The sequence below is a fragment of the Azotobacter beijerinckii genome (assembly GCF_900110885.1).
GTDB lineage: Bacteria > Pseudomonadota > Gammaproteobacteria > Pseudomonadales > Pseudomonadaceae > Azotobacter > Azotobacter beijerinckii.
In genome coordinates, this window is the sequence record NZ_FOFJ01000007.1 from 16,078 (window position 1) to 41,215 (window position 25,138).

Below are 25,138 nucleotides of genomic sequence, written 5' to 3' on the forward strand. Positions count from 1 at the left end.
TGCGCGGGCCTTTTCGTTTCGGGCCGCGGCGATTCGCGCCGCACCGGCGACGGGCATCTTTCCGACATGCTGGGGTTGTATCGTGGGGCGCCCGGCCCCATATCGGGTATTCGGTGGGCGCAATCGCCGAAACCTTCGATTGACCGGAGCAATGGACCCCATGCGGTCAATCAATCAAGGTTTTCGTCCGGATCGCGTAGTATCGCCACTGTTTTACCCATCCACAAAAAGGAGTTCGCAGATGTCTCTGATCAACACCGAAGTCAAGCCGTTCAAAGCTACCGCCTTCCACAACGGCAAGTTCGTCGACGTCACCGAAGCCAGCCTGAAAGGAAAGTGGTCCGTCTTCTTCTTCTACCCGGCCGACTTCACCTTCATCTGCCCGACCGAACTGGGCGACCTGGCCGACAACTACGCCGAATTCCAGAAGCTGGGCGTGGAAATCTATGCCGTGTCCACCGACACCCACTTCACCCACAAGGCTTGGCACGACAGCTCCGAAACCATCAAGAAGATCCAGTTCCCGATGGTAGGCGACCCGACCCTGACCATCTCCCGCAACTTCGAAGTGCTGATCGAAGAAGCCGGCCTGGCCGAGCGCGGCACCTTCGTCGTCGACCCGCAGGGCAAGATCCAGATCATCGAGCTGAACGCCGGTAACGTCGGCCGCGACGCCAACGAACTGCTGCGCAAGATCAAGGCGGCCCAGTACGTCGCCGCCCACCCGGGCGAAGTCTGCCCGGCCAAGTGGAAGGAAGGCGCCGGCACCCTGAAGCCGTCGCTGGATCTGGTCGGCAAGATCTAAGCCGCCCCAGACCTCCGCGCCACGGCGCCGAAACCGGCCCCGCCCGCGCACGAAAACGCCCGGCCGCGCTGCGACCGGGCGTTTTTCATTGCAGCCGTAGGGTGGAAAATCGCGTCAGCGTTTTCCACCGGCCCATACCCTCAATACCCCAGGTCGAAGTCCTCCGCCGCCAGCTCCATCAGCGGGCCAGCCCCGGCGAGCATCGCCTCCACATGGCCGCGGGTGCGCGGCAGGATGCGCGCGAAATAGAAACGCGCGGTCTGCAGCTTGGCGCGGTAGAAAGCCGCCTCGCCGCTGCCGGCGGCCAGCCGCTCCTGCGCCACGCGCGCCATGTCGGCCCAGAAGTAGGCCAGGCAGGCGTAGCCGGAATACATCAGGTAATCCACTGCGGCGGCGCCCACCTCCTCGCGGTCCTGCATCGCCTGCATGCCGATCTTCAGGGTGAGTTCGCCCCACTCCTGGTTCAGCCGGGCCAGCGGCTCGACGAAGGCCTTGAGCCCCTCGTCCTCCGCGTGGGCCTTGCAGAACTTGTGCACGATCTTGGTGAAGGCCTTGAGCGACTCGCCCTGGGTCATCAGCACCTTGCGCCCGAGCAGGTCGAGCGCCTGCACCCCGGTGGTGCCCTCGTAGAGCATGGCGATGCGGCTGTCGCGCAGGTTCTGCTCCATGCCCCACTCGCGGATGTAGCCGTGCCCGCCGTAGACCTGCAGGCCGAGGCTGGCCGCCTCGAAGCCGGTCTCGGTCATGAAGGCCTTGGCGATCGGGGTGAGAAAGCCCAGCAGCAGGTCGGCCGCCGCCCGCTCCGCCGCATCCTGGCTGTAGCGGGCGATGTCCACCTGCTTGGCGGAGAAGTACAGGAGCGCCCGGTTACCCTCGGAGAAAGCCTTGATGGTCAGCAGCATGCGCCGCACGTCGGGGTGGACGATGATCGGATCGGCCGGCAGCTCCGGCGCCTTCGGGCCGCTCAGGGCGCGCATCTGCAGGCGCTCGCGGGCGTAGCGGATCGCCCCCTGGAAGGCCACCTCGGCATGCGCCAGGCCCTGCAGCGCGGTGCCCAGGCGGGCGGTGTTCATGAAGGTGAACATGCAATTGAGGCCCTTGTGCGGCGGGCCGATCAGAAAGCCGGTGGCGCCGTCGAAGTTCATCACGCAGGTGGCGTTGCCGTGGATACCCATCTTGTGCTCGATCGAGCCGCAGGACACCCGGTTGCGCGCGCCCAGCCCGCCGTCGGCACCCGGCAGGAACTTCGGCACGATGAACAGCGAGATGCCCTTGGTCCCGGGCGGCGCGTCGGGCAAGCGGGCGAGCACGATGTGCACGATGTTCTCGGCCAGGTCGTGCTCGCCGGCGGAGATGAAGATCTTGGTGCCGCTGACCCGGTAGCTGCCGTCGGCCTGGGGTTCGGCGCGGGTGCGCAGGAGCCCGAGGTCGGTGCCGCAGTGCGGCTCGGTGAGGCACATGGTGCCGGTCCACTCGCCGGACACCAGCTTGGTCAGGTAGGCGGCCTTCTGCTCCTCGGTGCCGTGGGCGAACAGGGTGTTCATCGCCCCCTGGGCCAGCCCCGGGTACATGCCCCAGGCCCAGTTGGCCTCGCCGACCATCTCGGTGACGGCGACGCCGAGGGACTCCGGCAACCCTTGCCCGCCATGCTCGACGGCATGCGCCAGACTCGGCCAGCCACCCTCCACATAACGCCGGTAGGCCTCCTTGAAGCCGCTCGGGGTCCTCACCCCCGACTCGCTCCAGCTGCAGCCCTCGAGATCGCCCACCCGGTTGAGCGGCGCGATCACCTCCTCGCAGAAGCGCGCACCTTCCTCGAGGATCGCGTCGACCACGTCCGGCGTGGCCTCCTCGCCGCCGGGCAGCTCCCGGTAGTGGGTCGGGTAGTCGAGCAGTTCGTCGCGAACGAAACGAATGTCGCGCAGGGGAGCCTTGAACTCGGGCATGGTCGTCGTCCTCTGAAACCGTCCTGTTGTCCAGAAGAAGGTATGGCCGATTCGCCGCCCGGGCAAGCGGTTCGCCGCATTCGCCAGGCCAACCGCGGCGCGGCCCGCCAGCGGATACGCACAGCGGCCGCCTGCATCGGCAACGACGCCCGATCCACATGGCATACGTGGGCCAGCGCACCGACACAGGGCTGGTTCGCTGCCATCGTCGGCCTACCGGCGCCTCGCAATTTCGCGAGACCGCGGATCAGGAGGACCCGCCATCATGGGCCTACCCAGTGCAGACGAACTCAAAGGCCAGTGGAAACAGCAGGTCGGCGCCGCCAAGCTCGCCTGGGGCAAGTTGACCGAGGACGAGCTGCTGCAAGCCGAAGGCCGCGAGGAGAAGCTCGCCGGCCTGATTCAGGAGCGCTACGCCATCACCCGCGACGAAGCCGAAAAACAGGTCAAGGACTTCCTCGGGAAACTCAAGTAGCGCGGTCGGTCGGAATACCTGCCGCGCCGTAACGCCCCGGACGGCAGGCGGTCAGGACGACGCTCAGGCCGCCCGGGGCCGTCGTGCGACGGTTCCCGAGCGGTGGCGATTCCTTTCCACGCTGGAGAAACAACATGTACGCACCGCCCCGCAAGCTCATCCTGGCCTCCGGCATCGCCCTGGCGATGAGCGTCATGAGCGGCATGGTCGCCGCCGCGACGGACCAGGAAATCACCGATGCACGGCAGGAAACCCAGATCTGGACAACCTATGCCCTGAGCCCCTACCTGCGCGCCAACGACCTCAAGGTGTCGGTGCACAACGGCAAGGCCACGCTGACCGGCGTGGTCGAGGAAGAGGTCAACAAGGAGCTGGCGAAGGAGATCGCCCTGGGCGTCCACGGCATCACCGCGGTGGACAACCAGATCGCGGTCAAGGCCGACTTCACGCCGAAGCCAAGCGCCGAGCCCGGTTATGGCGAGCGCATCGAGGACACCAGCATCACCACGGCGATCAAGTCGAAGCTGCTGTGGAACCGCCACACCAATGGGCTATCCACCAAGGTCGAGACCCGCCGGGGCCGGGTGACGCTGAGCGGCACCGCCGACAGTGCGGCAGCCCAGGATACCGCCGGACGCCTGGCCATGAGCACCCGCGGCGTGGTCTCGGTGAGCAATCAGCTGGTGATCGACAGCAACAAATCGAACGCCGTCGATAGCGCGAAGAGTTCCATGAGCAAGGCCGAGGAGGAAATCTCCGACAGCTGGATCACCACCAAGGTGAAGTCCACCCTCCTGTATTCCAGCAATGTTGCCGGCTCCGACATCGCGGTCAGCACCCAGGGCGGCATCGTCACCCTGAGCGGCAAGGTGAACAACGGCGCCGAGCGCGACCTGGCGGTCGAACTCGCCCAGAACGTCCGCGGCGTCAAGAGCGTCGACGCCAAGGGCCTGACGTTCTAGCGCACCGCGAGGGTGCCGGCGGTGCACGCGCGCAGGCGTGCGGCGACGATCGCGGCGGCGGCAGTGCTGCTCCTGGTCCTGGCACTGTTCGGCGCCTACCGTTCGTTGCCGACCCTCGTACCGGACATGGCGCGCCCTGCCCCGCCGCCGGTGCAGCTCGACGACGCCCACGGACCGCTGTCGGCCGAGCGCAGCAAGGCCATCCTCGAGCGCCTCGCGGCCGGCGGCGTGGCCACCGACATCTTCGCGCTGCACCTGGCGGTCGAAGAAGCCATCACCGGCAGCCCCCTGACCACGGGCAACAAGGTCGAGCTGCTGCAGGACGGCCCGCAAACCTATCAGGCGATGATCAAGGCCATCGGTGCCGCACGCGACCATATCAACATGGAGACCTACATCCTCGACGACGACGCGGTCGGCCAGCGTTTCGCCGAGACGCTGATCGCCCGGCAGCGGGAGGGCGTGCAGGTCAACCTGATCCGCGACAGCGTCGGTACCCTCGGCACGCCGGGCGAATTCTTCACCCGCCTCACCGACGCCGGCATCAACGTGCTGGAGTTCAACCCGGTCAATCCGCTGACCGCCAAGACCGGCTGGCAGATGAACCAGCGCGACCACCGCAAGCTGCTGATCGTCGACGGACGCATCGCCTTTCTCGGCGGCATCAACATCAGCAGCGTCTATTCGGGCGGATCGTTCAAGCGGCACTCCAAGGTGCGGCCCGGCGGCACGTCGCCCTGGCGCGACACCGACCTGCGGCTCGAAGGGCCGGTGGTCGCCGAGCTGCAAAAGCTGTTCGTCGACACCTGGGAAAAGCAGCAAGGCCCGCCGCTGGCGGCACGCCTCTACTTTCCGCCGGTCGAACGCAAGGGCAACGAGGTGGTGCGCGCCATCGGCAGCTCGCCGGAAGACCCCTACAGCCTGATCTACGTCACGCTGATCTCGGCACTGCGCAGCGCGCAAAGCGAAATCTGGCTGACCAACGCCTACTTCGTGCCCGACCCGCAGCTGCTAGCGGCGCTCAAGGCGGCGGTGGCGCGCGGCGTCGACGTCAGGCTGCTGCTGCCCGGCCATACCGATTCGTGGCTGGTCTTCCAGGCCGGTCGCGCCTACTACAGCGAGCTGCTGGAGGCCGGCGTCAAGCTTTACCAGCGCCGCGACGCCCTGCTGCACGTCAAGACCGCGGTGATCGACGGCGTATGGTCCACGGTGGGCTCGACCAACCTCGACTGGCGCAGTTTCCTGCACAACCACGAGGTCAATGCCGTGGTGCTCGGCAGCGAATTCGGCGACCGGATGCGGGCCGCGTTTCTCGCCGACCTGGCGAAGTCGGACGCGATCGCCTTGGAAAAATGGCGGCGCCGCCCGCTTGACGACCGCGCCCGGGAGCTGCTCGGACGCCTCTGGGAGTACTGGCTTTAAGGCGACCCCCTTTCAAGGTCTTGCACTTTCCCATTGGGGAGCCCAAGGAGTGAGGTTGATACCGCTTCAGTAGACTAAAACGGAGGCGCAGGTCTAATCCGTGAGGTAAAGGTATTCTCCCTGCGTGGCACCCACCTGCTCTGGATATTCGCCCGTACCCAGGTTGCCAAGGACTGAAGAAAGTGGAAATAGACACAGGCAGTCAGGCTTTATCAGTTGTGCCGGCTGCCGGGGTGATTACTTTTTATCATTGAGGACTGGGTGGAAATATGAATAAGCCCAAGGTTAGTGTAAGTATTTTTGAAACAGGCGGGAAAGGATATGGCATGGTCGCTTTTTTGTGCTGGGAATTTGACAAAACAAAAAAGTGGCTATACTGAAAGCGCGCAATGATGCTTGAAGCTTAATCAGGCATAGGGAAAATCAAGAAGCGCAGAATGGTTGGTAGGGATTGCATATAGGTTGCATATATATAAGCAACTGCGCAATGACCGTCGACGAGACATGCCGCAAGAGCAAGATAAGAGCGGTAAGCCGCCAAGGCGGTTCACAACCACGATTTCCATAGAGGAAATCGAATACGAGGGCGGCGAGGCAGTGCAAGGGCAGCCAACGTGTCAGGAAGATTGAAAGATTATTGATCAAAGGAAAAGCTAATCAATTCGAGCCCATGAGCCAGCGCCCAAACGAACGATGTTATGTTATGTGAGGACTTCATCATGGCCACTGAAAAACAACCAGGTCAACCAGGTCAGCCAGGCAAGCAAGGAGGAGTCGATCCGCAACTGGACCAGAATGCCGGCCAGCGTGCAGGCAGCCAAGGCGCCGGGCAGACCGGCCAGCAGGACCGCAACCAGAGCCAAGGCCAACAAGGCCGTGAAGCTGGACAGCAGGGCAGCAGCCAGCAAGGCCATCAGGGCGGGCAACAGGGCCAGCAAGGTCAACAAGGCCGTGAAGCCGGACAGCAGGGTAGCAGCCAGCAAGGCCATCAGGGCGGGCAACAAGGCCAGCAAGGTCAACAAGACCAGCAAGGCCGTCAGGGTGGTCAACCAGGGCAACAGCGCAGCAACCTGAGCGAAGAGGAGCAGCGCAAAGCGAACCAGGCTCGGCAGGACCAGGAACAACAAGGGCAAGGCCGCAACCCATCCAAGCAATAAGGTCAATATATAAGCAACTGCGCAATGACCGTCGACGAGACATGCCGCAAGATAAGAGCGGTAAGTCGCCAAGGCGGTTCACAACCACGATTTCCATAGAGGAAATCGAATACGAGGGCGGTGAGGCAGTGCAAGGGCAGCCAACGTGTCAGGAAGATTGAAAGATTATTGAACAAAGGAAAAGCTAATCAATTCGAGCCCATGAGCCAGCGCCCAAACGAACGATGTGATGTTATGTGAGGACTTCATCATGGCCATTGAAAAACAACCAGGTCAGCCAAGCAAGCAAGGAGGAAGCAAGCCGCAACAGGGGCAGCGTGCAGGCAGCGAAGGCGCCAAGCAGACCGGCCAGCAGGACCGCAACCGGAGCCAGGGTCAACAAGACCGCAACCCGTCCAAGTAATAAAAGACCCGCTGGATTGATCCGGTCAGCCAGTCATCTTCTGGTAAATGACAGGGTCGATAGATGGCCCCGAACAGTGAGTCGGGGCCATTCTCCAGAACTGTTCAAACAATGTATTCATGATGCACTGTGTTCTTGTCGCCGACTGTCAGTCGGCCTTCGCCTTGCGGCTACCCAGCGGCAGGCGCCACAGCTCATAACGCTCTTCCCCACTCTTGACCGCGCCCGCTCGGCGAAACCCTCAACTGCCGGTTTCGCTAGGCCGTGAAAATTAACGAAATTCCTTCTGCCCGAGATCACGACCTTGACTGTCAACGAACTGATTGCCTGCCTGCAGGCCTTGCCCGCGGATGTCAGGGAATTGCCGGTGGTGACCGGACTGACCTATCTGGAAACCATTGAGGAGGCGCCTGTGGTGCTGTATCGGGACCGGCAAAACAATGCCCGGATGCCGGTGAGCCTGTCGCCCAACAGCAATCTCGAGCGGGTGCTTTCCCTCTGACAGCCCTCCAGCGGCCCGGCATGCAGCGCCGCCGTTTCGCTGTGCGCTTTGCTCGCCTTTTGCGCTGTAGGCCCTCTCAGAGGCACCCCTTTCAAGGTCTTTACGTAAACCCCTCCCGAAAACCAGCGAGAGGGCAAGGCGGTGTGGGACGAGATTCTGGCGCGATTCGAACAGTAGGCGCCCCCGGCCAGTGTCATGGCACGACTGGCGTTGGAGCAGGCGATGCCGGCTGCCTGGGTCGATGCCGCGACCGCTCGCGCCCATGTCTCCACCGACCGCCTCATCAAGGCCTCGAAAGGCAAAAGACCTTGAAAGGGCTGGCTTTAAGGCGCCCGCGGCGAAGCGGCGGGCGAGGCGACATGGTGGTCTCGATCCCTCGAAACCAACGGCCTTGTGTGTGCTGGCGAACAGAACCGGGCCGGCACATACCCCAAACTGGAAATAGGCCGATGACCGCATGCGGCTTCGGCACCCGTGCAGCGAGTCTGCCCCCGACGAGTCCAAGGAGAGCGCCATGAGCCTGGGAACCATCCTGTTGATCATTCTGGTCCTGATGCTGCTCGGTGCCTTGCCGACCTGGCCGCACAGTCGCAACTGGGGCTACGCGCCCATGGGCGGGTTGGGGCTGGTGCTGATCATCGTCCTCGTCCTGATGCTGCTGGGGCGGCTGTGAGCGACGCACCGCGCGGGCCGGGTCACTCGACGCGGCGCACGGGAACCCAGGGCAGCAGGCGATCGGTTTCCAGCTTGACGACGGCGTAACACTCGCAACTCAGCTGTTCGAGCGCGGACCGGTCCAGCACCGTGATATGCCCGCGGCTGTACTCGATCACGCCAAGCCGCTGCAGCTTGCCGGCCGCCTCGGTGACGCCTTCGCGGCGCACGCCCAGCATGTTGGCGATCAGCTCCTGGGTCATGGTCAAGTGGTTGTCCGGCAGGCGGTCCAGCGACAGCAGCAGCCAGCGGCACAGCTGCTGGTCGATCGTGTGGTGACGGTTGCAGGCCGCCGTCTGGGCCACCTGGGTGATCAGCGACTGGGTGTAGCGCAGCACCAGGTGCTGCAACTCGCCGTGGCGCTCGAACTCCTCCCGGAGCCGCAGCGCCGGCAGCCGCCAGGCGTGACCGGCGCTCTGCACGACCGCGCGCCCTGTGGTGCCGCCGCCGCCCATGAGCAGGGCGACGCCGACGAAGCCCTCGTTGCCCACCACCGAGATTTCCGCCGAGGCGCCGCTCTCCATCACGTAGAGCATCGACACGATGGAGTCGGTCGGGAAATAGACGTGACGCAAGGCATCCCCGGACTCGTACAGAACCTTGCCGAGCGGCAGGGGCACCCGCTCGAGATGAGACAGCAGGCGGTTGCGCACATCGGCGGGCAGGGCCGCCAGGAAGTGATTCTGCGCAGGAGTGGGCGTCTCGGTCATGTCGGCTACCTTGCTGGGAATGACGTTCCCCTTCGACGCCGGAAGGATAGTCCAGCCGCGCCCTCGCGCCAGCGGTCGACCTGCGGACGGGCCCCGCAGGGCAACGCACGGACGACAAAGCAGAGGCACCGAACGGCATGGCCCTGTGTCTGCCAGCGAACAGACGCACCCCGGCTGCTACGCTCAATCTGACGAAAAGGCAGATTGCTGCCGGGCAACGATGGGAGATCCAGACATGCTCATGACGATCGCGATTATCCTGCTGGTCCTGTGGGTGCTGGGCCTGGTTTCGAGCTACACCATGGGCGGGCTCATCCATATCCTGCTGGTCGTGGCAATCGTGGTGTTCCTGGTCCAGCTCATTCAGGGCCGCCGGGGATAGCCCCGGCCGATGCGGCCGGCAAGCCGCTCAGCGCCGCAACGCGCCGAGTTCGAGATACGCCGCCACCGCCGCCGGGCTAGCTTCGGGAAGGCGCGGAATGCGCCCGAGGCAGGGCGCCGGCAGGCGTTCGGCGAGGGTCGCGAGGTTCTCGTCGAGCCGTGAGGTGGCCGGATCGACGACATTGGCCACCCAGCCGGCCAGCTCCAGGCCGTCGCGGGCGATGACCTCCGCGGTCAGCACGGCGTGATTGATGCAGCCCAGGCGCACGCCGACCACCAGGATCACCGGCAGGCCGAGGGCTACCGCCAGATCCGACAGGCTTTCCCGCCCGGCCAGCGGCACCCGCCAACCGCCGGCGCCCTCCACCAGGGTGAAGTCGGCGCCGCGCGCCAGCACCTTGCGTACCGGCGCGAGCAGCGCCGCCACGTTCAGCTCGACGCCGACTTCCCGAGCCGCCAGGTGCGGGGCGATGGCCGGCGCGAAGGCGAACGGATTGACCTCGGCATAATCCAGCGCCAGCGAGCACTCGCCGAGCAGCGCCAGGGCGTCGCCGTTGCGCAGACCCTCGGCGGTGCCCCGGCAATCGGAGGCCACCGGCTTGGCCGCCGCGGTGGACAGCCCCGCCCGCCGCGCCGCATGCAGCAGGCCGCAGGCCACGGTGGTCTTGCCGATCTCGGTATCGGTGCCGGCGATGAAAAAGGCGGCGCTCATGTCGTTCTCCAGTCGCGTTCAACCGGAGAAGGATATCAGCCGACGAAGGCCATCACTCGACCAGCGGGATGTCGCTGGTATTGGCTAGCAGGCTGATGGCGTCGAGTTGCTCCTCGATCTGCAGGAAGCGCAGCGAGCGCTTCGGCGAAACCTCCTTGGCGATGCGCTTGGCGTACTTTTCCTTCAGCTCCAGCTGATCCTTGCGCAGATCGAGCAGCCGCTCCTGCAGTTTGGCCGCGCTTTCGTCGCTCACCGAGCCCTGGCCGTAGTCGCGGGCATAATCGAGCAACAGAGCGATGGCATCCTTGCTCAGCTTGTCCGCCTCGGTACGGTAGCTGTTGTAGACCGGCCAGAACGCCTCGCCCTCCGGGACGGTGAGGGCCATGTTGGCCTCGACGATCTGCTTGCGCTTGTAGTCGATGTCGGCGAGCCGGTTCTGGATGACGGCCTTGTGTTCCTGCATGACCTGCTTGGTGCTCGGTGCATCGCCTTCGGCGGCGAACAACGGCAGACTGGCAAAGGCGAGCAGAACGAGGGGGGAATGTTTGAACATGCTGGCTCCTTGATTGCGGTCAGGTCCCTCATGGACCCGGACAGCAGTCTAGACCAGGCCGCTCCGGTCGACCTGCCGCCGGTCCGCCCGGCGCAGAAGCAGGCAGCGCCGAAACCGACGGCAGGCACGACATCGCCGGCATCCGGATCTCCCGAAGCGGGCCAGCCGTGATACTGTCCCCGAATGACTCGTCGGATGGATGCCAGGCGCGGTCTCCGCGAGTGTCTTGTCGCTCCGCATCCCCCTTCTCCGGAAGTCCGTGCGCTTCGATCGGAACCTTTTCCCGATGCACCACGCTCCATCCTCGAGAAGAAAGTGCCATGCCCGCCTGTCACCCCCTCGCGATCGCCGCCCTTGGCGACGGATGCCGGCCATCCTGCCCGGTTTCGCCTCTCCGGCCCTGCACTACCGCCCCCGCGGAGGCGGCGCCGGCGGGGCCGAAAGCGTCATGAGCAGCCGCGACAACCCCCTCTGGCTGCAACTCTGGCGCGACCGGCGAACCGACTTCCACCAGAAGAAGGTGAACCACTACCTGGCCAGATTCTGGCCCGACCTCGCGCGGCCCCAGGGCAGCCGGATCTTCGTCCCCCTCTGCGGCAAGAGCCTGGACATGATCTGGCTTGCCGAGCAGGGCCACCACGTCATCGGCGTCGAACTGAGCCCCGTCGCCGTCCGGGCCTTTTTCCGGGAGAACCGCCTGCAGCCGTCCAGACGGCAGATGGGCGACTTCACCTTGTGGGAGCACGGACGGATCGGCATCCTCTGCGGAGATTACTTCGCGCTGGACAAGGCCGATCTGGGACCGATCGACACGGTGTACGACCGGGCGGCGCTCACCGCCCTGCCGGAAGACATCCGCCGGCTCTACGTTGCCCACCTGCGTCGGATCGTGCCGGCCAGCGCCGGGGTCTTTCTGCTGACCATCGAGGACGCGGAGGAAGGCGACTCCCTGGTGCAGGCCCTGGGCGTGGACGAAGAACTCGCGACCCTGTATTCGGAGGGTTTCGAGATCAGCCTGGAGCATGTCGAGAGCGTGTTCGAGAGCGACCCGCAAGCACCGAAACAGCCGCCGAGACGCGCCGAATACAAGGTCTATCGACTCTCCGGCAGGGCGGCCGGATAGCCGCGCGGCAGGGCGCCGGCGGGACGCCGGCGCAATCGCGGGCCTCGGTCAGGCCGGCAGGAACTCTTCCTGGAGCACGGCGACCCAGCGCTCGAGACGCTCGTCGGTCTTGTCCGCCTCGTTGATCTTGTCGAACGGCAGGCCGACGAACTGTCCATCGCGCACCGCGAAGGAGTACTCGTAGGTGTAGCCGTCGGTCGGAAAACTGCCGACCAAGGTGGCGCCGCGGGCTTTGAACTTGTCGTACAGAATGCCCAGCGCGCTGACGAACTGCTCGCCATGGGCGACGTAGTCGCCGGCGCCGAACAGCGCGACGGTCTTGCCGGAAAAGTCGGGCTTTTCGTTGGCCAGATCCAGCAGCGGATCGCGCCAGTCGTTCTGCACCTCGCCCGAACCCCAGGTGGAGCAGCCGAACAGCAGGTGGTCGTACTGCAACATATCGTCGAAATCGACAAAATCCTCTTCCATGTTGAAGAGATCGCAGCGATCCTCGCCCAAAAGCCCGGCGAGTTTTTCAGCCACCTTGCCGGTGACGCCGGAACTGCTGCCATAGAAGATACCGATGCGTGACATGCCCCTGTTTCCTTCTTGAATGAAACGATGAATGTTGTGTACCACTAAAACAGCAGGGACGTCCGGTGATCCCGTCCGGCGCGACGCCGCTCGCGACAGCTCGCCGGCGGACAGCCTGCCGAACGAATACCGGCAGAGCGGCAGGGCGAACCCAGGACCGGAAATCCACATAAATAATAATGATTATCAAAGTGCCGACCACGCTCCGTCAACCCTCCGTCGGGCCGGCCCGACGTCCGCCACATCCGCCCCTTTTCGTGCTGCGCCGCGCTGGCCGATTGCCGTATAAGGTGGCGGGATTCCTCCAGGTAAGTACGAGCCCTACAAAAATCGATGAAAACACCCAAACGCCTTGAGCCCCTGGTCGAGGACGGCCTGATCGACGAAGTCCTACGCCCGCTGATGAGCGGCAAGGAAGCCGCGGTATACGTGGTGCGCTGCGGCCCCGAGCTGCGCTGCGCCAAGGTCTACAAGGAGGCCAACAAGCGCAGCTTCCGTCAGGCCGCCGAGTACCAGGAGGGCCGCAAGGTACGCAACAGCCGCGACGCGCGGGCCATGGCGCGGGGCAGCAAGCACGGGCGCAAGGAGCAGGAAGAGGCCTGGCAGAACGCCGAGGTGGCCGCGCTCTACCGCCTGGACAGCGCCGGCGTGCGCGTGCCCAAGCCCTACGACTTTCTCGACGGCGTGCTGCTGATGGAGATGGTTGCCGGCGCCGACGGCGATGCGGCGCCGCGCCTGAACGACGTCGTGCTGACGCCCGAACAGGCGCGCGAATACCACGCCTTCATGATCCGCCAGGTGGTGCTGATGCTCTGTGCCGGCCTGGTCCACGGCGACCTGTCGGAGTTCAACGTGCTGCTCGGCCCGGACGGCCCGGTGGTGATCGATCTGCCGCAGGCGGTGGATGCCGCGGGCAACAACCACGCGTTCCGCATGCTCGAGCGCGATGTCGCCAACATGAACGCCTATTTCGGCTACTTCGCCCCCGAACTGCTCACGTGCAAGCATGCCAAAGAGATGTGGGCGCTGTACGAGGCCGGCAAGCTGACCCCGGCCAGCGAGCTGAGCGGCGAGTTCGAGGAACCGGAGGAGGACGCCGACGTCGACGCGGTGATGCGCGAAATCAACGCCGCGCTGGCCGACGAGGCGCGCCGCCGGGCGATGCTGGAGGCGGAAGACGCGCCGGCGCAGCGCGAGGAACCGCCGCCGCCGTGGCTGCAAGGATAAAGGGGCGCAAACCGCCCCGCATCGGGTGGGAAACCCGCACAACGGTTTCCCACCGGCCATGGCGCCACGATACACGATACTTGCTTGATCGCCTTTCGTAGCCATGCCCATGCGCCGAATCCAGCGTTGCCTCGCCATTGCCCTCTTCTGTGCCTGCCCGCTCGCCACCCTCGCCGACGACAGGCCCCTGACCACCATCGCCGCGCTCGACCTGCCGAGCTACATGGGCACTTGGTACGAGATCGCCCGTTATCCGAACCGCTTCCAGAAGCAATGCGCCGGCTTCACCCGCGCCGACTACAGCCTCATGCCCGACGGCCAGGTCCGGGTGATCAACCGCTGCCGGTTACAGAGCGGCGAGACCGAAATCGCCATCGGCACAGCCCGTCAGCTCGGCGGCGCCCGCTCGCCGAAATTCGAAGTGAGCTTCGCCCCGGCCTGGATTTCCCTGATCCCGGCCGTCTGGGGCGACTACTGGGTCATCGACCTCGACGAGCAGCACCAGTTGGTCGCGGTGAGCGAGCCTCGGCGGGAGTACCTGTGGGTACTGTCGAGAACGCCGCAGGTCGAGCGGCAGGCGTATGAGGCCTTGCTGGAGCGCCTGAGTCGGAAGGGATTCGATCTGGGGAAGCTGATGGTGACTCGGCAGGAGTAGGGGCGCCGTCGCGTTCTTTCTTTGCCCGGCCGGAGTTGGCGCAGCAGGCCCATCTTCAGCACCTGCCGGGTCATGACGAGTACGACGGAGGACACTGGCGCTATGTGGTCCTCTTCATCCTGCCTGTAAATGAGCGAATACCGCGCCCGATGCTTTTTGTGATAAGAACGGCTTATGCCTGACATATTTGCATGATTATCGGTAATTGAGATGAAAGAAAGATGCATTCCGATCTACCTGGTTTCGCTTGAATCCGATCTCGAAAGAAGGGAGCGGCTCGCGGCTCGGTTTCCGGAACACTATGGTGGAATGATTCACGTCAACGCCGTGAATGGGCGTGAACTCTCGGCAAGGCAGTACTACGAAAAGAACCTTCGTTATGTTGCTTCGACCGGAAAGATCATGTCGCCATCGGAGCTGGGGTGCACGCTCAGTCACATTCGGGCACTCGAGCTTTTCGTCGCCTCGGGCGAGCCCCGTGCCTTGATTCTGGAAGACGATGTACTGGGCGACGATGCATCGATCCGGAGAGTCGACGATATAGCCAGCGGCCTGGCGGAAAATTCGCTACTTATTTGTGGCGGACAAGATGGTCTGAAGAAACGAAAATACCTGCTTGGCAAACCGGCCTTGGATCGAGATGTTTTTCGCCTGACACTCTTTTCGCACAAATACGTATTCAGGGCCTGCTGTTATGTCGTCACACAGACAACGGCAAAGATCGTCCTGCAAAAGCACAGTCGCGAAGTTGTTCTGGCCGACAACTGGGGATATTTCTTTCCCGAAAAAGAGGTCAGCATTTATTTCTCCAACCTCCTGAAGCATCCCGTCGATCTATCGGATAGCCACATTGAAAAGGATCGGGCACGAGTCAGAGGCAAGCGGTTTTCTGGCGACGGCTTTTCTTCCAGCACTCTTGACAATCTTGTCGCCAGGGCCAAAAGGAAAACTCTGGCCGCTTTCTGGCGGATGATGGGGAACCGGAGGCTGGTGGACTGACGGGCCTGCCGCCTGGGGCGTTTCGAATCGCAGCGGCGTTCCAGGCCGCTTCGTCGACGGCCCAGCTGGCTACCGGCCGCGCCGCCAACAACGATACCGACAATTACCTTATCAACAAGAACCTGTCCATGAAGGTTCTCAACGTCGACAGGGGATGGATATACCGGTCTTCGCGCCGCTTCATCTTTTTCCTGGAAGAAAACAACTCCTCGACAACCTTGCCATCGAGCCGAACACGGGATGCCCGGACATTGAGCGTGCAGACTCTCGACCGAGCCTGCCGAAGCGCATATTTAAGAAGCCGCTCCGAGTGCAAAGGACGCCCCGTGGCCTGGCAAAAATCAAATATCCTCTCGATCCGCCGCCCATAGGCCTTGTAACTGTCCCGCCCACAGATGGCGAAGCGATCGTTCAGCCCGCCCCACCATTGCCAATTGGGCACATAGACATTATCGCGCCTCAGCCCCGGAAACCTGAATATATAGGACGGCATCGGGTCGTGATACAACAGGTCCGGCCGCACGAACAAGACAAAATCAGGGGCAAAGGACTCCACCTGGGAGACGACCTCATACAAGGAATTCAACTGACGCAGCAAATTCCCAAGCGAGACGAAATCATCCCCCCATGCGTCGCCGAACTCCTTGATCCGCTCGAACTCCCAGCGCTGCAGGCACTCGTCGGGAGGCTCTAAAACCCCCTGCATCCCGGCAAATGCCGAGTAATTTTCCGAATCCAGCGCTCCATCCTCGCCGGAGTGTGGATTTCTCACCCTGTCCTGTCGATAGAAATGATAGAACGACTCGACATCCGCCCGCTCGGGAAGGGCAGCGTAAATATTCTGCAAAATGGAGGGGTAACATATTTTCGAATTCCTGGGGATGCCGAAGTAAGCTACGGCTATTTTCATCGAGGACTCCTACCCTGGATCGCTCATGGCCATGTAAACAGGAACGTCTGAAATCCTGCGTATGACTGCAGCATGGAATACTTCCGTGCATTCAACTGCCCGCGGCATCTATACCGGTTGAAGATAAATCCACCCCTCTTTTCCTTATCCCAATAAGTTGCGAGGGCTGTAGTGTCGGCAGGACGGCTCGTCTGGCTACGCCAAAGGCTGTACGGCCAGCGTTTGACATGAGCAGCGGCCCCGCAAAGCGCAGGATAGACCACGGCGCTGCGCGAGGCTAAACCGGAGGGGGTCCGCTCAGTGGCAAGGTCGGGCACCGTGTCGCTGGCGCCCACGGGCAAGGTGAGTTGTCGAGCGGACCTGTCCGGCAGTGTCTGGAAGGCCGTCGCCAGGGCATCACCAGCGTGCGAAAAATCGTGCGCCGACGAATCGGCGGTCGAACTCCGGGGAGATGGTGACTTGGGCGGCGGGCGCTCGCTCCACCAGCCACGCGGCGGCGACCTCGGCCACGAGCGCCGCACCGGCGATGTCGACCCAGCGGTGCCGGTCGGCATTCACCCGGGTGTACCCGACGTATAGCGCCGTCACGTACAAAGGTGCTGCAGCTTCCAGCCCGTGGCGTTCGCGCACATAGGCAGCCGCCGAGAACGCCCGCGTTGCGTGGCCCGACGGGAAGGACTGATTGTCGGACCCATCAGGCCGCTCGGAATGGATCACGTGCTTGAGCACTTCCGTACTGACCGAGGCAGTCGTAAAGGTAAGGGCATATTGCCAGGCCCCTTCCCGATCCCCCCGATACAACTCGGTGCCGAGCGTGGCCAGCGGCATTGCCGTTGCCAGAAAGCTGCCCACACTTTCCTGCGACAGGGCGTAAGTGGGCGTGGCGACGACGGCAGGGAGCAACGCAACGAGCATCACCGCGAATCGCGCGCGCAATGCCCCCAGAAACTGCGCAGCAGCGACCGTGACGGCGCCCCGTCGGCAGTCTTTTGCGGCGGCCAACATGCGGGTAAAAGAGCGGCGCGCAAGCAACGCCCCCGTCAGCGTAACGAACGACTTGAACCGCATGTTAGGCGAACGCATGGACAAGAACCTCCCGAAGGCTGGAACGAGCACCGATTTCGCTATGGCAATACAAGCAAGGACCAGAAGATAAAACACAAGGTCTCGAAGAGTGCTCCAAGATGAACAGAGGATGTGTCGTTTGTTAAAAACAGCGAAAAGCCAAAGCACAGAAAAGCCAGCGATGCTTGATATAAAAAAGACAATGGCGAACTCGATATCGAAAAGCACCGTCATGCAGATAAATACAAGGCAGCCCGCAACCACCCAGCAGCCCAATCTATTCTTTCGTCCAAGAGAATTATTCGGACTCTGAAGTTCAGTGCTCATGGTGTATCGGCCTGACGGTACGGAGCCCAGCGCCGCGCCCACATTGCAGGCGTATGCGGTCAAGCGACCGGTTATCCGGCAATGCACTTTCCTCTGCATCGCAGAGGTGTAAACGCACTGGACACTCAAGCGAACGAAAAGCCGAAAAACAGCCTTCCCGCCGCCCTATAGATTCCCGCCGGGACATAACGAAGTTGATACCCCGGCAGGAATCTATAGGGCGTATTAGGCGCGATGATGCCCCAATGGGCGTGATGGATAACACTCCTGATCATTGCGGCACTCCCTGTCTGCAATGGAGAAGAGTGTAGCTAGGCGGTAGCCTTCCGAAGGCTCATTCATTACGAAAAAATTCCCCTCCCCCATCGCCGCCCACGCCCCCGCATGGCAGGTGAAAAAAGATCGGCGCCGCAAAATACACCGAGTCCAGCCGATCCGGCATGCCGCCGCAGCCTTCGAACATGCCTGTGGCCCCAACCCTTCGCGCCGCGGTCGCACTTGATGGCGGACATCTCCGGGCTGCCGGCCATGAAAATGAATCCGCTCCTTTTCCCACGCTCACCAGTCAAGCTCGGGCCCTTTTCCCTGCCCAGCGCCCGGAAGCGGACGGAGCGCCGCGTAGGACGCATCGAGCTCAATGCCGAAATGGGTCTTCAAGGCATCGAGATAGGCCTGGCCCTCCGCCAGCTCCCGTACCTGCTCCACGCCGTCGGTGACGATCCTGAGCGTGCGGTTGAGGAGCGAGACGCGCCCGCCCGGGGTCGGCAGCGCGACGACACGGGCAACGGTGAACAGGGAACTGGGATGGGTCGAGGTGAAGTGGTTGCCCAGGGCGATGTCCGCCGGAAACACGTGCCCCAGATCGAAACTGTAGAGATCGAGCCACTGCCCCCGCTTCAGGGCCTGCAGCATGATGCCGAACGGTCCGGCCTCGACGAGGCGGAACGTCAGCCCGTCGTGGCTGGTCGGGCGGTCGAGCGCGAACGGAATGGGCGCGCGAAAGCCCGGCCCGCCGAAGCCGACGTCGGCGATCCACGGCCGTCCCTGCAACGTCACCAGGAGAAACAGGTGCTCCCGTCCCGACGGCGGATCGACCAGATGCACCCGCCCCAGCAGCGGACGCGCCTCGAAGCCGATGGCATGGAGCGCCATCAGGAACAGGCCGTTGAGTTCGAAGCAATACCCCCCGCGCGCCCGGTGCACCAGCTTGTCGCACAGCGCCGCGGGCTCGAGCGCGATGCCGCGCCCGAGTTGAATATCGAAGTTCTCGAAGGGGATCGTGTAGAGCTGGGCACGGTGGAGCGCCTCCAGGCACTCCTGCGTCGGTTGTACGGGGCCGGAATGGTTCAGGCGGGCGAGATAGTCGTCGAGGTCGAAGGCTTTGTTGTTCATATTTTCAGGTTTGACTGCAGATTCGTAGGGCGGGTGAAACCCGCATGTTCGCATTATGGTGCCGGCGGGTTGCACCCGCCCTACAAGACTTTTTCCACACGCAGAAGGATCATCATTGAGAAGAAAGATTGACCTCAGGCCGCAACCGCTTATGAGCACTGTCGCTGCTTTCAACATTTGACATCATTTCTAAAAAACGACGATTCCACTCGACCACGTTAGCCTCCATCCGAGAGAAATCATCAGGAGAATTCAATGGGCACTCGGCCATCAACAAACCTGAAACCAACTGAGTTTTCAAGCCAACCAACCCATTATACAACTGAAACTTTCTTGCAGACTCATCAGGATCGGCATAAATCTCGCCAAATGCAGTTACAGCCGTCAAGGTTGCAGGAAGAATTATCGATACGACTTTAATAGGCAGCGACAATCGAGAATTTTCTCTAAACTCGGATGCGTTAAGCGCAGTAAATATTGTCACCAGCATTCCCAACACCACAATCACCGAGGAAAAAATATCTCCAACTTCCTGCAGCGATTGCAACTCATCTTTCGAGCGATCTATCTCAAACATCAATGTCTGGTTAATATCAACCACCATTGAGCGAATCATTTGCATACGCGCCGCTTTATCATCTTCAGTAGCAAATGACGGAAGGCAGTTTTGCGCCCATACAAAAGCTTCCACCTCCAAGGAGCTTTGCGACGCCCTCCTGGAGCCTTCGGCGCGAAACTGCCAACTCTCTCTGGCACTATCTACCTCACCCGAAAACTGATACCGAAGAAATTCGGCAAACCCAGGGGAAATCCGCTCCAGAGACGAATATGAAACCAAACTATAAAAAGAAAAAAGTAAAAACCAAAAACATAGCAGCACCATCACCCATAGAAAAATTATCCTTAATACATTTCTTGCCAGCACCTTAATCACAGAACTAATCGCTCCCTGCGTTGATTGATCGTCGGCAAGTGCATATGCCGTCTTGGGTTAACCCTATGAAACCAGCTCCCTGCCCCTCACGCCCACCCCCACCTCAACAAATGAAAAAACACCGGCGCCGCAAAGCATACCGAATCCAGCCGATCCAGCATGCCGCCGTGGCCTTCGATCATGTGGCCCCAGTCCTTCACGCCGCGGTCGCGCTTGATGGCGGACATCACCAGGCCGCCGAAGAAGCCGAGCAGGGTGACGACCAGGGCGATCAGCGCAGCCTGCCAGACGTCGAACGGGGTGATCCAGTAGAAGGCGGCGCCGGTCAGGGTGGCGAGGGCGATGCCGCCGGCGAAGCCTTCGACGGTCTTCGAGGGCGACAGGCGCGGGGCGATCCTGCGTTTGCCCAGCAGCTTGCCGCAGACGTACTGCAGCACGTCGGAGAGCTGCACCACCAGCACCAGCCAAGCGATCAACAGCAGGTGGCGGCCCTCGAAGCCGGGAATGTCGAGGGTCAGCAGGGCCGGCACGTGGGAGATGCAGAACACCGCGATCATCATCCCCCACTGCACCTTGGCCGTGCGTTCGAGGAAGTGCGCGGTGTCGCCACCCAGCGAGGCGAGGATCGGCAGCAGGAGGAACACGTAGACCGGGATGAAGATCGAGAACAGCCCGTACCAGTCGTAGGCGATCAGCAGGTACTGCAGCGGCAGCACCAGGTAGAAGGCTGCGGCCAGCGCCGGGTAGTCGCTGCCGCGGGTCGGCGCCAGGGTGATGAATTCGCGCAGGGCGAAGAAGGACACGGCGCAAAACAGCAGGATCACCGCGCCGTGGCCGAGCCAGAAGGCACCGCCGAGCACCGCGACCATCACCCACCAGGCGTTGATCCGCGCGTTGAGGTTGTCGATCACCGGGCTGTCGGCGCCGCGGCAGCGCCACTGGAGGACGAAGCCGATCAGGGAGGCCAGCGCCAGCAGGGCGCCGATGCCGGCGAACAGGGAAAGGGTGTCGCGGTCCATGTCAGTCGGCCTCCGCAGCCAGGTTCAGCAGGGCGTCGCGGGCGCGGGCGAGGAAGGCGCTCTTGCCCTCGTCGAGGCCGAGGGTCAGGGGCGCGCCGAAGCTCACCGTGCACAGCAGCGGCAACGGCAGGATGCGGCCCTTGGGCATCGCCCGGTTGAGGTTGGCGATCCACACCGGCACCAGCTCGACCTGCGGGCAGGCCCGGGCGAGGTGGTAGAGGCCGCTCTTGAACGGCAGCAGGCCGTCCTCGAGGTTGCGCGTGCCCTCGGGAAAGAGGATCAGCGAGTCGCCGCCGGCCAGGGCGTCGAGCATCGGCTGCAGCGGGTTGCGGTGCCGGTCGTGCAGTTCGCGGTCGACCAGCACGCCGTGGAACACCCGGTGGATCAGGAAGCGGCGCAGCGCGTCGCGCTGCCAGTAGTCGGCGCCGGCCACCGGGCGGGCGCGGGCACGCAGGGCCGGCGGCAGCGACGACCAGAGCAGGACGAAGTCGGCGTGGCTGCTGTGGTTGGCGAAGTAGATACGCTGCTTCGGCTCCGGGGCGCAGCCGCGCCACAGGCTGCGCGCGCCGGTGAGCAGACGGGCGAAACCAGTGATCGGCCAGGCCAGCAGGCGCTGCGCCGGGGAGGGGCGCGGCCGCGGCGCGGGGACGGTCGGCAGGTCTTCGCCGGGCGGGGGAATCTGCGGATTGTTCATCGGGGTCGCTCCTTGCGGCGATGACTCCGGCTCAGGCCGGCGGATGGTTCCGGTCGGCCTCGGCGAGGCCCTGGCGCACGCGGTTGACCAGGGTCCAGAGCAGCAGCGCGGCGATCAGGACCAGCAGGCCGTCGATCCAGGCGCCGGGCAACAGACCGCTGGCGACGCCCGCGCCGAGCACGCCGAAGCAGAAGGCCCGGTCGCTCTTGCCCATCGGCCCGTCGTAGCGGCGCCCGGCGCCGGCCAAGGGACCCATCGCCCCGGCGTATTCGACGAACACCGCGAGCAGGGTCACGCCGACCACCGCCAGCGGCGTCACCCCCGGTACCCGCGCGAAGGGCAGCAGCAGCGCGCTGTCGGCGATCACGTCGCACAGTTCGTTGAGGTAGGCGCCGAGGACGGACTGCTGGCCGAACTCGCGGGCGAGCATGCCGTCGATGGCGTTGAGCGCCATGCGCAGGAACATCCACAGCGGGATCAGGGCGAACGGCCAGACGTGGCCGGCGAAGACCGCAACCGCGGCGCCGAGCAGCACGGAGACGACGGCGGCGGCGAGGGTCACCTGGTTGGCGGTGACGCCACGGTCATAAAGGCGCCGCACCAGCGGGCGCAGCAGGTTCTGGAAGCGGGGCTTGAGCTGGTAGATGGAGGGCATGGGGCAGGGTCCGTTGCCGGGTCTTTCTCGAGGGTAGCGCACCGCAGCCGCCCTGCCCGGCCGACGCCCCTGCGCCGCGCTTATTCCGCGCGCCGGCGCAGCACGCCATAGACCGCCAGCCAGGTGGCCGGCAGCCCTTCGGCCTCGCGAAAGCGCTCGTAGGCCTCGACCAGCGCCAGCACCCGCGCGCGGCCGGTAAGCCCGTCCGGGCGGCCGGGGTTGAGGTTGTGGGCGCCGAGGGCCTTGAGTTCGTGGGTCAGCTGGCGCAGGTCGCGGTAGTGCAGCACCCGCGTCTCCTGGCGTAACTCGAGGATGTCGAGACCGCTGTCGGCGCACAGTTGCCGATAGTCCCGGAAACGGCGGAAGCGGTTGACGTGGACGAAGCCGTCGACCGCCTGCCAACTCTCGTGCAACTCCTGCAGGGTGCCGGCGCACAGGCTGCTGAAGGCCAGCACGCCGCCCGGACGCAGCACCCGGCGCGCCTCGGCGAGCACCGCGGCGAAGTCGCCGCACCATTGCAGCGCCAGGCTGGAGAACAGCAGATCCTGGCTGGCGCCGGCCAGCGGCAGATGCTCGGCGTCGCCGCAGACGAAGTGCGCCGCGCCGCCGCGCGGCCGGGCGTGGCGCAGCATGCCCTCGGCGAGATCCAGCGCCATGCCCTGCCCGGCGGGGAAGCGCTCGGCCAGCGCCTGGGAGAAATGGCCGGTGCCGCTGCCCAGATCGACCCAGCGCGGTGCGCGCATGCCGGCCGGCAGGCGGGCCAGCAGCTCGGCGCCGACCGCGCGCTGCAGCCCGGCCACGCCGTCGTAGCTGGCCGCGGCGCGGGAGAAGGAGGCGGCGACCCGGCGCTTGTCCGGCAACGGGCTCAGGGAGGCTTCAGTCATCGTCGGCCTCGCGGACGAAGGTGGCCAGCCGTGCGGCCAGCGCCTGCGGCTGTTCGAGGACGAAGGCGTGGCCGGTTCCGGCGACCCGCTCGACCGCGCCGCGTTCGAGCAGCGCCCGCAACGGCTCGGCGGCCGCCGTCGGGACCAGGGCGTCGGCCTCGGCCAGCAGATGCAGCTGCGGGCCGGCGAAGGCCGCCAGCGCCGCGCGGTTGTCCAGCGCGGCGAGCACCGCGAGGCCGGCGAGGCGCTGCGCCGCCTCCTGCGCCGGGATGCCCTGGTTGAGCTGGCGCGACAGGGCGCGGGCCTCGCCGCAACCCTGGCTGCAGAGCAGCGCGAAGCGCTTGAGGAGGGCGCTGGCGTCCTGCGCGCAGCCGTCGCGGAAGACGGCGAAGGTTTCGGCGCTCATCGCCGACGGCCAGTCTTCGCGGGCGACGAAGCAGGCGTTGCTGGCCAGCGTCAGCAGTCCGCGACAGCGCGCGCCGCGCCGGGCGGCCAGCGCGGCGGCGAGCATGCCGCCCAGCGACCAGCCGCCGAGCCAGGCATCGTCCGGCAGACGCTCATCCAGTTCGGCGAGCCAGGCGTCGGGGTTCGCGCTCTCCAGGGCCGGCAAGTCGGCCCGTTCGACGGCCAGCCCCTGCTCGGCCAATGCGCCGGCCAGCGGCTCCAGAGCAGCCGGGCCGAGGCCCCAGCCGGGCAGCAGGATCAGTCGGCTCATGCGTCATCCTCCGGCGCCAGCAGCGCCCGGCATTCGCCCAGCGCGACGAGCAGGCGCTCGACCTGTTCTTCGCTGTGGGCGGCGGAAAGGGTCACCCGCAGCCGCGCGGTGCCGGCCGGCACGGTGGGCGGGCGGATGGCGCCGACCAGCAGGCCCCGTTCGCGCAGCAGGCGGGAGAACTCCATGGCGCGGGCGCTGCCGCCGATCAGCAGCGGCTGGATCGGCGTCGGGCTGTCCATCAGGGTCAAACCCAGCTCCGCGGCGCCGGCGCGGAAGCGGGCGATCAGCCGATTGAGGTGCGCGCGGCGCCAGCCCTCCGTGCGCAGCAGCTCGAGGCTCTTCAGGGTGGCGCAGGCCACCGCCGGCGGCTGGCTGGTGGTGTAGATGTAGGGGCGGGCGAACTGGATCAGCGTCTCGATCAGTTCCTCGCTGCCGGCGACGAAGGCCCCGGCGGTGCCGAAGGCCTTGCCGAGGGTGCCGACCAGCACCGGCACGTCATCAAGGCCCAGGCCGAAGTGCTCGACGATGCCGCCGCCGCTGGCACCCAGCGGGCCGAAGCCGTGGGCGTCGTCGACCATGACCCAGGCGCCCTGTTCTCTGGCCGTAGCGCAGAGCGCCGGCAAATCGGCCAGGTCGCCGTCCATGCTGAACACCCCGTCGGTGACCACCAGGGTGTTGCCGACGGCCTTGTCCAGGCGGGCGGCGAGGCTCGCCGGATCGTTGTGCAGGTAGCGCGAGAAGCGCGCCCCGGAGAGCAGTCCGGCATCCAGCAGCGAGGCGTGGTTGAGGCGGTCCTCCAGCACCGTGTCGCCCTGCCCCACCAGCGCCGTCACCGCCGCCAGGTTGGCCATGTAGCCGGTGGAGAACAACAGCGCGCGCGGCCGCCCGGTGAACGCGGCGAGCGCCTCTTCCAGCGCGTGGTGCGGGGTGCTGTGGCCGATCACCAGGTGCGAGGCGCCGCCGCCGACGCCCCACTTTTCCGCGCCCAGCTGCAGGGCGCGGATCACCTCGGGATGACTGGCCAGCCCGAGGTAGTCGTTGGAACAGAAGGCCAGCAGCGGCCGGCCGTCGACGACCACCTCCGGCCCCTGCGGGCTGTCCAGCAGCGGGCGCTGGCGGTAGAGGTGCTCGGCGCGGCGGGCGGCGAGGCGGGAAGCGAGATCGAAGGACATGGCGGCTCGGCGAGTTGGCAACGGCGGATGACCGCAAGCGGGTTATCCACCC

Annotated in this window: 28 protein-coding genes and 1 pseudogene; 12 read left to right on the forward strand and 17 right to left on the reverse strand. The window is 64.5% G+C overall.

The features are described 5' to 3' along the window. The first annotated feature begins 241 nt into the window (after window positions 1–241). The gene (ahpC, locus tag BMY22_RS05315; protein ID WP_090620145.1) at window positions 242–805 is read left to right on the forward strand and encodes an alkyl hydroperoxide reductase subunit C; all 564 of its coding nucleotides are present in this window, start codon (window positions 242–244) and stop codon (window positions 803–805) included. Between the two features lie 140 nt (window positions 806–945). Here the strand turns inward: ahpC and BMY22_RS05320 are convergent, their stop codons facing one another. Further along, a complete protein-coding gene (locus BMY22_RS05320) occupies window positions 946–2,751 on the reverse strand; it encodes an acyl-CoA dehydrogenase C-terminal domain-containing protein (protein WP_090620147.1) in 1,806 nt (601 codons plus the stop codon). A 265-nt stretch (window positions 2,752–3,016) separates the two neighbouring features. On the opposite strand from BMY22_RS05320, the gene BMY22_RS05325 reads away from it, so the two are divergent. From BMY22_RS05325 to cls, 3 genes are all read left to right on the forward strand, one after another. Further along, a complete protein-coding gene (locus BMY22_RS05325) occupies window positions 3,017–3,226 on the forward strand; it encodes a CsbD family protein (RefSeq protein WP_090620148.1) in 210 nt (69 codons plus the stop codon). 134 nt (window positions 3,227–3,360) lie between these two features. Then, window positions 3,361–4,188, forward strand: coding sequence for a BON domain-containing protein (locus BMY22_RS05330; RefSeq protein WP_090620149.1), 828 nt, complete (start codon window positions 3,361–3,363; stop codon window positions 4,186–4,188). A gap of 21 nt (window positions 4,189–4,209) precedes the next feature. Beyond that, a complete protein-coding gene (cls, locus tag BMY22_RS05335) occupies window positions 4,210–5,610 on the forward strand; it encodes a cardiolipin synthase (RefSeq protein WP_244158801.1) in 1,401 nt (466 codons plus the stop codon). A gap of 701 nt (window positions 5,611–6,311) precedes the next feature. Here the strand turns inward: cls and BMY22_RS24625 are convergent. Next, window positions 6,312–6,839: a hypothetical protein gene (locus BMY22_RS24625; protein ID WP_208599233.1), complete on the reverse strand. Its 528-nt coding sequence runs from the start codon at window positions 6,837–6,839 to the stop codon at window positions 6,312–6,314. Window positions 6,840–7,017: 178 nt separating this feature from the next. On the opposite strand from BMY22_RS24625, the gene BMY22_RS24285 reads away from it, so the two are divergent. The 3 genes from BMY22_RS24285 to BMY22_RS05350 all read left to right on the forward strand — a co-directional run bounded on the left by BMY22_RS24285 (window position 7,018) and on the right by BMY22_RS05350 (window position 8,345). Then, complete coding sequence (locus BMY22_RS24285) at window positions 7,018–7,170, forward strand: hypothetical protein (RefSeq protein ID WP_167363702.1); 153 nt, start codon at window positions 7,018–7,020, stop codon at window positions 7,168–7,170. Window positions 7,171–7,474: 304 nt separating this feature from the next. Further along, entirely contained in the window at window positions 7,475–7,672 is a 198-nt protein-coding gene (locus BMY22_RS05345; RefSeq protein WP_090620152.1) for a hypothetical protein, read from the forward strand. A 514-nt stretch (window positions 7,673–8,186) separates the two neighbouring features. Next, a complete protein-coding gene (locus tag BMY22_RS05350; RefSeq protein WP_090620153.1) occupies window positions 8,187–8,345 on the forward strand; it encodes a DUF3309 family protein in 159 nt (52 codons plus the stop codon). A 22-nt stretch (window positions 8,346–8,367) separates the two neighbouring features. On the opposite strand, the gene BMY22_RS05355 is transcribed toward BMY22_RS05350, so the two are convergent. Continuing rightward, complete coding sequence (locus tag BMY22_RS05355; RefSeq protein ID WP_090620155.1) at window positions 8,368–9,096, reverse strand: Crp/Fnr family transcriptional regulator; 729 nt, start codon at window positions 9,094–9,096, stop codon at window positions 8,368–8,370. Between the two features lie 235 nt (window positions 9,097–9,331). Between BMY22_RS05355 and BMY22_RS23655 the strand changes: the two genes are divergently transcribed. Then, entirely contained in the window at window positions 9,332–9,478 is a 147-nt protein-coding gene (locus BMY22_RS23655; RefSeq protein WP_139204295.1) for a lmo0937 family membrane protein, read from the forward strand. A gap of 27 nt (window positions 9,479–9,505) precedes the next feature. Here BMY22_RS23655 and bioD read toward each other — a convergent pair whose 3' ends face one another. Together bioD and BMY22_RS05365 are read right to left on the reverse strand one after the other, a co-directional pair. Continuing rightward, the gene (gene bioD / locus BMY22_RS05360; protein WP_090620156.1) at window positions 9,506–10,189 is read right to left on the reverse strand and encodes a dethiobiotin synthase; all 684 of its coding nucleotides are present in this window, start codon (window positions 10,187–10,189) and stop codon (window positions 9,506–9,508) included. Between the two features lie 52 nt (window positions 10,190–10,241). After that, window positions 10,242–10,742, reverse strand: a complete 501-nt coding sequence (locus BMY22_RS05365) for a transcriptional regulator (RefSeq protein WP_090620158.1) — start codon at window positions 10,740–10,742, stop codon at window positions 10,242–10,244. Window positions 10,743–11,190: 448 nt separating this feature from the next. Here BMY22_RS05365 and BMY22_RS05370 point away from each other — a divergent pair, with 448 nt between their 5' ends. Continuing rightward, window positions 11,191–11,865, forward strand: coding sequence for a thiopurine S-methyltransferase (locus BMY22_RS05370; RefSeq protein WP_090620308.1), 675 nt, complete (start codon window positions 11,191–11,193; stop codon window positions 11,863–11,865). A 48-nt stretch (window positions 11,866–11,913) separates the two neighbouring features. On the opposite strand, the gene BMY22_RS05375 is transcribed toward BMY22_RS05370, so the two are convergent. Beyond that, window positions 11,914–12,438 (reverse strand): flavodoxin, encoded by a 525-nt coding sequence (locus tag BMY22_RS05375; RefSeq protein ID WP_090620159.1) that lies wholly within the window; start codon window positions 12,436–12,438, stop codon window positions 11,914–11,916. Between the two features lie 333 nt (window positions 12,439–12,771). Between BMY22_RS05375 and BMY22_RS05380 the strand changes: the two genes are divergently transcribed. The 3 genes from BMY22_RS05380 to BMY22_RS05390 all read left to right on the forward strand — a co-directional run bounded on the left by BMY22_RS05380 (window position 12,772) and on the right by BMY22_RS05390 (window position 15,319). Continuing rightward, complete coding sequence (locus BMY22_RS05380; RefSeq protein ID WP_090620160.1) at window positions 12,772–13,665, forward strand: PA4780 family RIO1-like protein kinase; 894 nt, start codon at window positions 12,772–12,774, stop codon at window positions 13,663–13,665. A 109-nt stretch (window positions 13,666–13,774) separates the two neighbouring features. Next, window positions 13,775–14,320 (forward strand): lipocalin family protein, encoded by a 546-nt coding sequence (locus BMY22_RS05385; protein WP_090620162.1) that lies wholly within the window; start codon window positions 13,775–13,777, stop codon window positions 14,318–14,320. Between the two features lie 210 nt (window positions 14,321–14,530). Beyond that, entirely contained in the window at window positions 14,531–15,319 is a 789-nt protein-coding gene (locus tag BMY22_RS05390) for a glycosyltransferase family 25 protein (RefSeq protein WP_090620163.1), read from the forward strand. A 103-nt stretch (window positions 15,320–15,422) separates the two neighbouring features. Here the strand turns inward: BMY22_RS05390 and BMY22_RS05395 are convergent, their stop codons facing one another. From BMY22_RS05395 to bioF, 11 genes and pseudogenes are all read right to left on the reverse strand, one after another. Then, window positions 15,423–16,229: a hypothetical protein gene (locus tag BMY22_RS05395; protein ID WP_090620165.1), complete on the reverse strand. Its 807-nt coding sequence runs from the start codon at window positions 16,227–16,229 to the stop codon at window positions 15,423–15,425. 396 nt (window positions 16,230–16,625) lie between these two features. Then, window positions 16,626–17,621, reverse strand: a complete 996-nt coding sequence (locus BMY22_RS05400; RefSeq protein ID WP_167363703.1) for a phosphatase PAP2 family protein — start codon at window positions 17,619–17,621, stop codon at window positions 16,626–16,628. Between the two features lie 334 nt (window positions 17,622–17,955). After that, window positions 17,956–18,148, reverse strand: a pseudogene (locus tag BMY22_RS24290) (phosphatidate cytidylyltransferase); the annotation flags it as partial. 31 nt (window positions 18,149–18,179) lie between these two features. Beyond that, window positions 18,180–19,013 carry an arylamine N-acetyltransferase family protein gene (locus BMY22_RS05405; RefSeq protein ID WP_090620167.1) on the reverse strand — a complete coding sequence of 278 codons (834 nt, stop codon included), beginning with the start codon at window positions 19,011–19,013 and terminating at the stop codon, window positions 18,180–18,182. Between the two features lie 112 nt (window positions 19,014–19,125). Continuing rightward, on the reverse strand, window positions 19,126–19,947 hold the full coding sequence (locus BMY22_RS23660) for a hypothetical protein (protein WP_143068460.1): 822 nt from the start codon (window positions 19,945–19,947) through the stop codon (window positions 19,126–19,128). Window positions 19,948–20,033: 86 nt separating this feature from the next. After that, window positions 20,034–20,966 (reverse strand): phosphatidate cytidylyltransferase, encoded by a 933-nt coding sequence (locus BMY22_RS05410; RefSeq protein WP_090620169.1) that lies wholly within the window; start codon window positions 20,964–20,966, stop codon window positions 20,034–20,036. A gap of 1 nt (window position 20,967) precedes the next feature. After that, window positions 20,968–21,660, reverse strand: coding sequence for a lysophospholipid acyltransferase family protein (locus tag BMY22_RS05415; protein WP_090620170.1), 693 nt, complete (start codon window positions 21,658–21,660; stop codon window positions 20,968–20,970). 31 nt (window positions 21,661–21,691) lie between these two features. Next, on the reverse strand, window positions 21,692–22,315 hold the full coding sequence (locus BMY22_RS05420; protein ID WP_090620172.1) for a CDP-alcohol phosphatidyltransferase family protein: 624 nt from the start codon (window positions 22,313–22,315) through the stop codon (window positions 21,692–21,694). 80 nt (window positions 22,316–22,395) lie between these two features. Then, window positions 22,396–23,199 carry a malonyl-ACP O-methyltransferase BioC gene (gene bioC / locus BMY22_RS05425; protein ID WP_090620173.1) on the reverse strand — a complete coding sequence of 268 codons (804 nt, stop codon included), beginning with the start codon at window positions 23,197–23,199 and terminating at the stop codon, window positions 22,396–22,398. Continuing rightward, window positions 23,192–23,914 carry an alpha/beta fold hydrolase gene (locus tag BMY22_RS05430; RefSeq protein ID WP_090620175.1) on the reverse strand — a complete coding sequence of 241 codons (723 nt, stop codon included), beginning with the start codon at window positions 23,912–23,914 and terminating at the stop codon, window positions 23,192–23,194. The genes bioC and BMY22_RS05430 overlap by 8 nt, the downstream gene beginning before the upstream one ends. Beyond that, complete coding sequence (gene bioF / locus BMY22_RS05435; RefSeq protein WP_090620176.1) at window positions 23,911–25,086, reverse strand: 8-amino-7-oxononanoate synthase; 1,176 nt, start codon at window positions 25,084–25,086, stop codon at window positions 23,911–23,913. The genes BMY22_RS05430 and bioF overlap by 4 nt, the downstream gene beginning before the upstream one ends. Between the last annotated feature and the right edge of the window lie 52 nt (window positions 25,087–25,138).

Bases quoted from the DNA above. Each gene is read 5' to 3' on its own strand.
- BMY22_RS05395 (WP_090620165.1), bottom strand. From the start codon at position 16,229: ATGAAAATAGCCGTAGCTTACTTCGGCATCCCCAGGAATTCGAAAATA.
- bioF (WP_090620176.1), bottom strand. From the start codon at position 25,086: ATGTCCTTCGATCTCGCTTCCCGCCTCGCCGCCCGCCGCGCCGAGCAC.
- BMY22_RS05325 (WP_090620148.1), top strand. From the start codon at position 3,017: ATGGGCCTACCCAGTGCAGACGAACTCAAAGGCCAGTGGAAACAGCAG.
- BMY22_RS05400 (WP_167363703.1), bottom strand. From the start codon at position 17,621: ATGAGCACTGAACTTCAGAGTCCGAATAATTCTCTTGGACGAAAGAAT.
- BMY22_RS05430 (WP_090620175.1), bottom strand. From the start codon at position 23,914: ATGAGCCGACTGATCCTGCTGCCCGGCTGGGGCCTCGGCCCGGCTGCT.
- BMY22_RS05410 (WP_090620169.1), bottom strand. From the start codon at position 20,966: ATGGACCGCGACACCCTTTCCCTGTTCGCCGGCATCGGCGCCCTGCTG.
- BMY22_RS05370 (WP_090620308.1), top strand. From the start codon at position 11,191: ATGAGCAGCCGCGACAACCCCCTCTGGCTGCAACTCTGGCGCGACCGG.
- BMY22_RS05355 (WP_090620155.1), bottom strand. From the start codon at position 9,096: ATGACCGAGACGCCCACTCCTGCGCAGAATCACTTCCTGGCGGCCCTG.
- BMY22_RS05405 (WP_090620167.1), bottom strand. From the start codon at position 19,013: ATGAACAACAAAGCCTTCGACCTCGACGACTATCTCGCCCGCCTGAAC.
- BMY22_RS05380 (WP_090620160.1), top strand. From the start codon at position 12,772: ATGAAAACACCCAAACGCCTTGAGCCCCTGGTCGAGGACGGCCTGATC.
- BMY22_RS05385 (WP_090620162.1), top strand. From the start codon at position 13,775: ATGCGCCGAATCCAGCGTTGCCTCGCCATTGCCCTCTTCTGTGCCTGC.
- BMY22_RS24285 (WP_167363702.1), top strand. From the start codon at position 7,018: ATGGCCATTGAAAAACAACCAGGTCAGCCAAGCAAGCAAGGAGGAAGC.
- BMY22_RS05375 (WP_090620159.1), bottom strand. From the start codon at position 12,438: ATGTCACGCATCGGTATCTTCTATGGCAGCAGTTCCGGCGTCACCGGC.
- BMY22_RS05365 (WP_090620158.1), bottom strand. From the start codon at position 10,742: ATGTTCAAACATTCCCCCCTCGTTCTGCTCGCCTTTGCCAGTCTGCCG.
- BMY22_RS05320 (WP_090620147.1), bottom strand. From the start codon at position 2,751: ATGCCCGAGTTCAAGGCTCCCCTGCGCGACATTCGTTTCGTTCGCGAC.
- BMY22_RS05330 (WP_090620149.1), top strand. From the start codon at position 3,361: ATGTACGCACCGCCCCGCAAGCTCATCCTGGCCTCCGGCATCGCCCTG.
- bioC (WP_090620173.1), bottom strand. From the start codon at position 23,199: ATGACTGAAGCCTCCCTGAGCCCGTTGCCGGACAAGCGCCGGGTCGCC.
- BMY22_RS05350 (WP_090620153.1), top strand. From the start codon at position 8,187: ATGAGCCTGGGAACCATCCTGTTGATCATTCTGGTCCTGATGCTGCTC.
- BMY22_RS23655 (WP_139204295.1), top strand. From the start codon at position 9,332: ATGCTCATGACGATCGCGATTATCCTGCTGGTCCTGTGGGTGCTGGGC.
- ahpC (WP_090620145.1), top strand. From the start codon at position 242: ATGTCTCTGATCAACACCGAAGTCAAGCCGTTCAAAGCTACCGCCTTC.
- BMY22_RS05415 (WP_090620170.1), bottom strand. From the start codon at position 21,660: ATGAACAATCCGCAGATTCCCCCGCCCGGCGAAGACCTGCCGACCGTC.
- bioD (WP_090620156.1), bottom strand. From the start codon at position 10,189: ATGAGCGCCGCCTTTTTCATCGCCGGCACCGATACCGAGATCGGCAAG.
- BMY22_RS05420 (WP_090620172.1), bottom strand. From the start codon at position 22,315: ATGCCCTCCATCTACCAGCTCAAGCCCCGCTTCCAGAACCTGCTGCGC.
- BMY22_RS05390 (WP_090620163.1), top strand. From the start codon at position 14,531: ATGAAAGAAAGATGCATTCCGATCTACCTGGTTTCGCTTGAATCCGAT.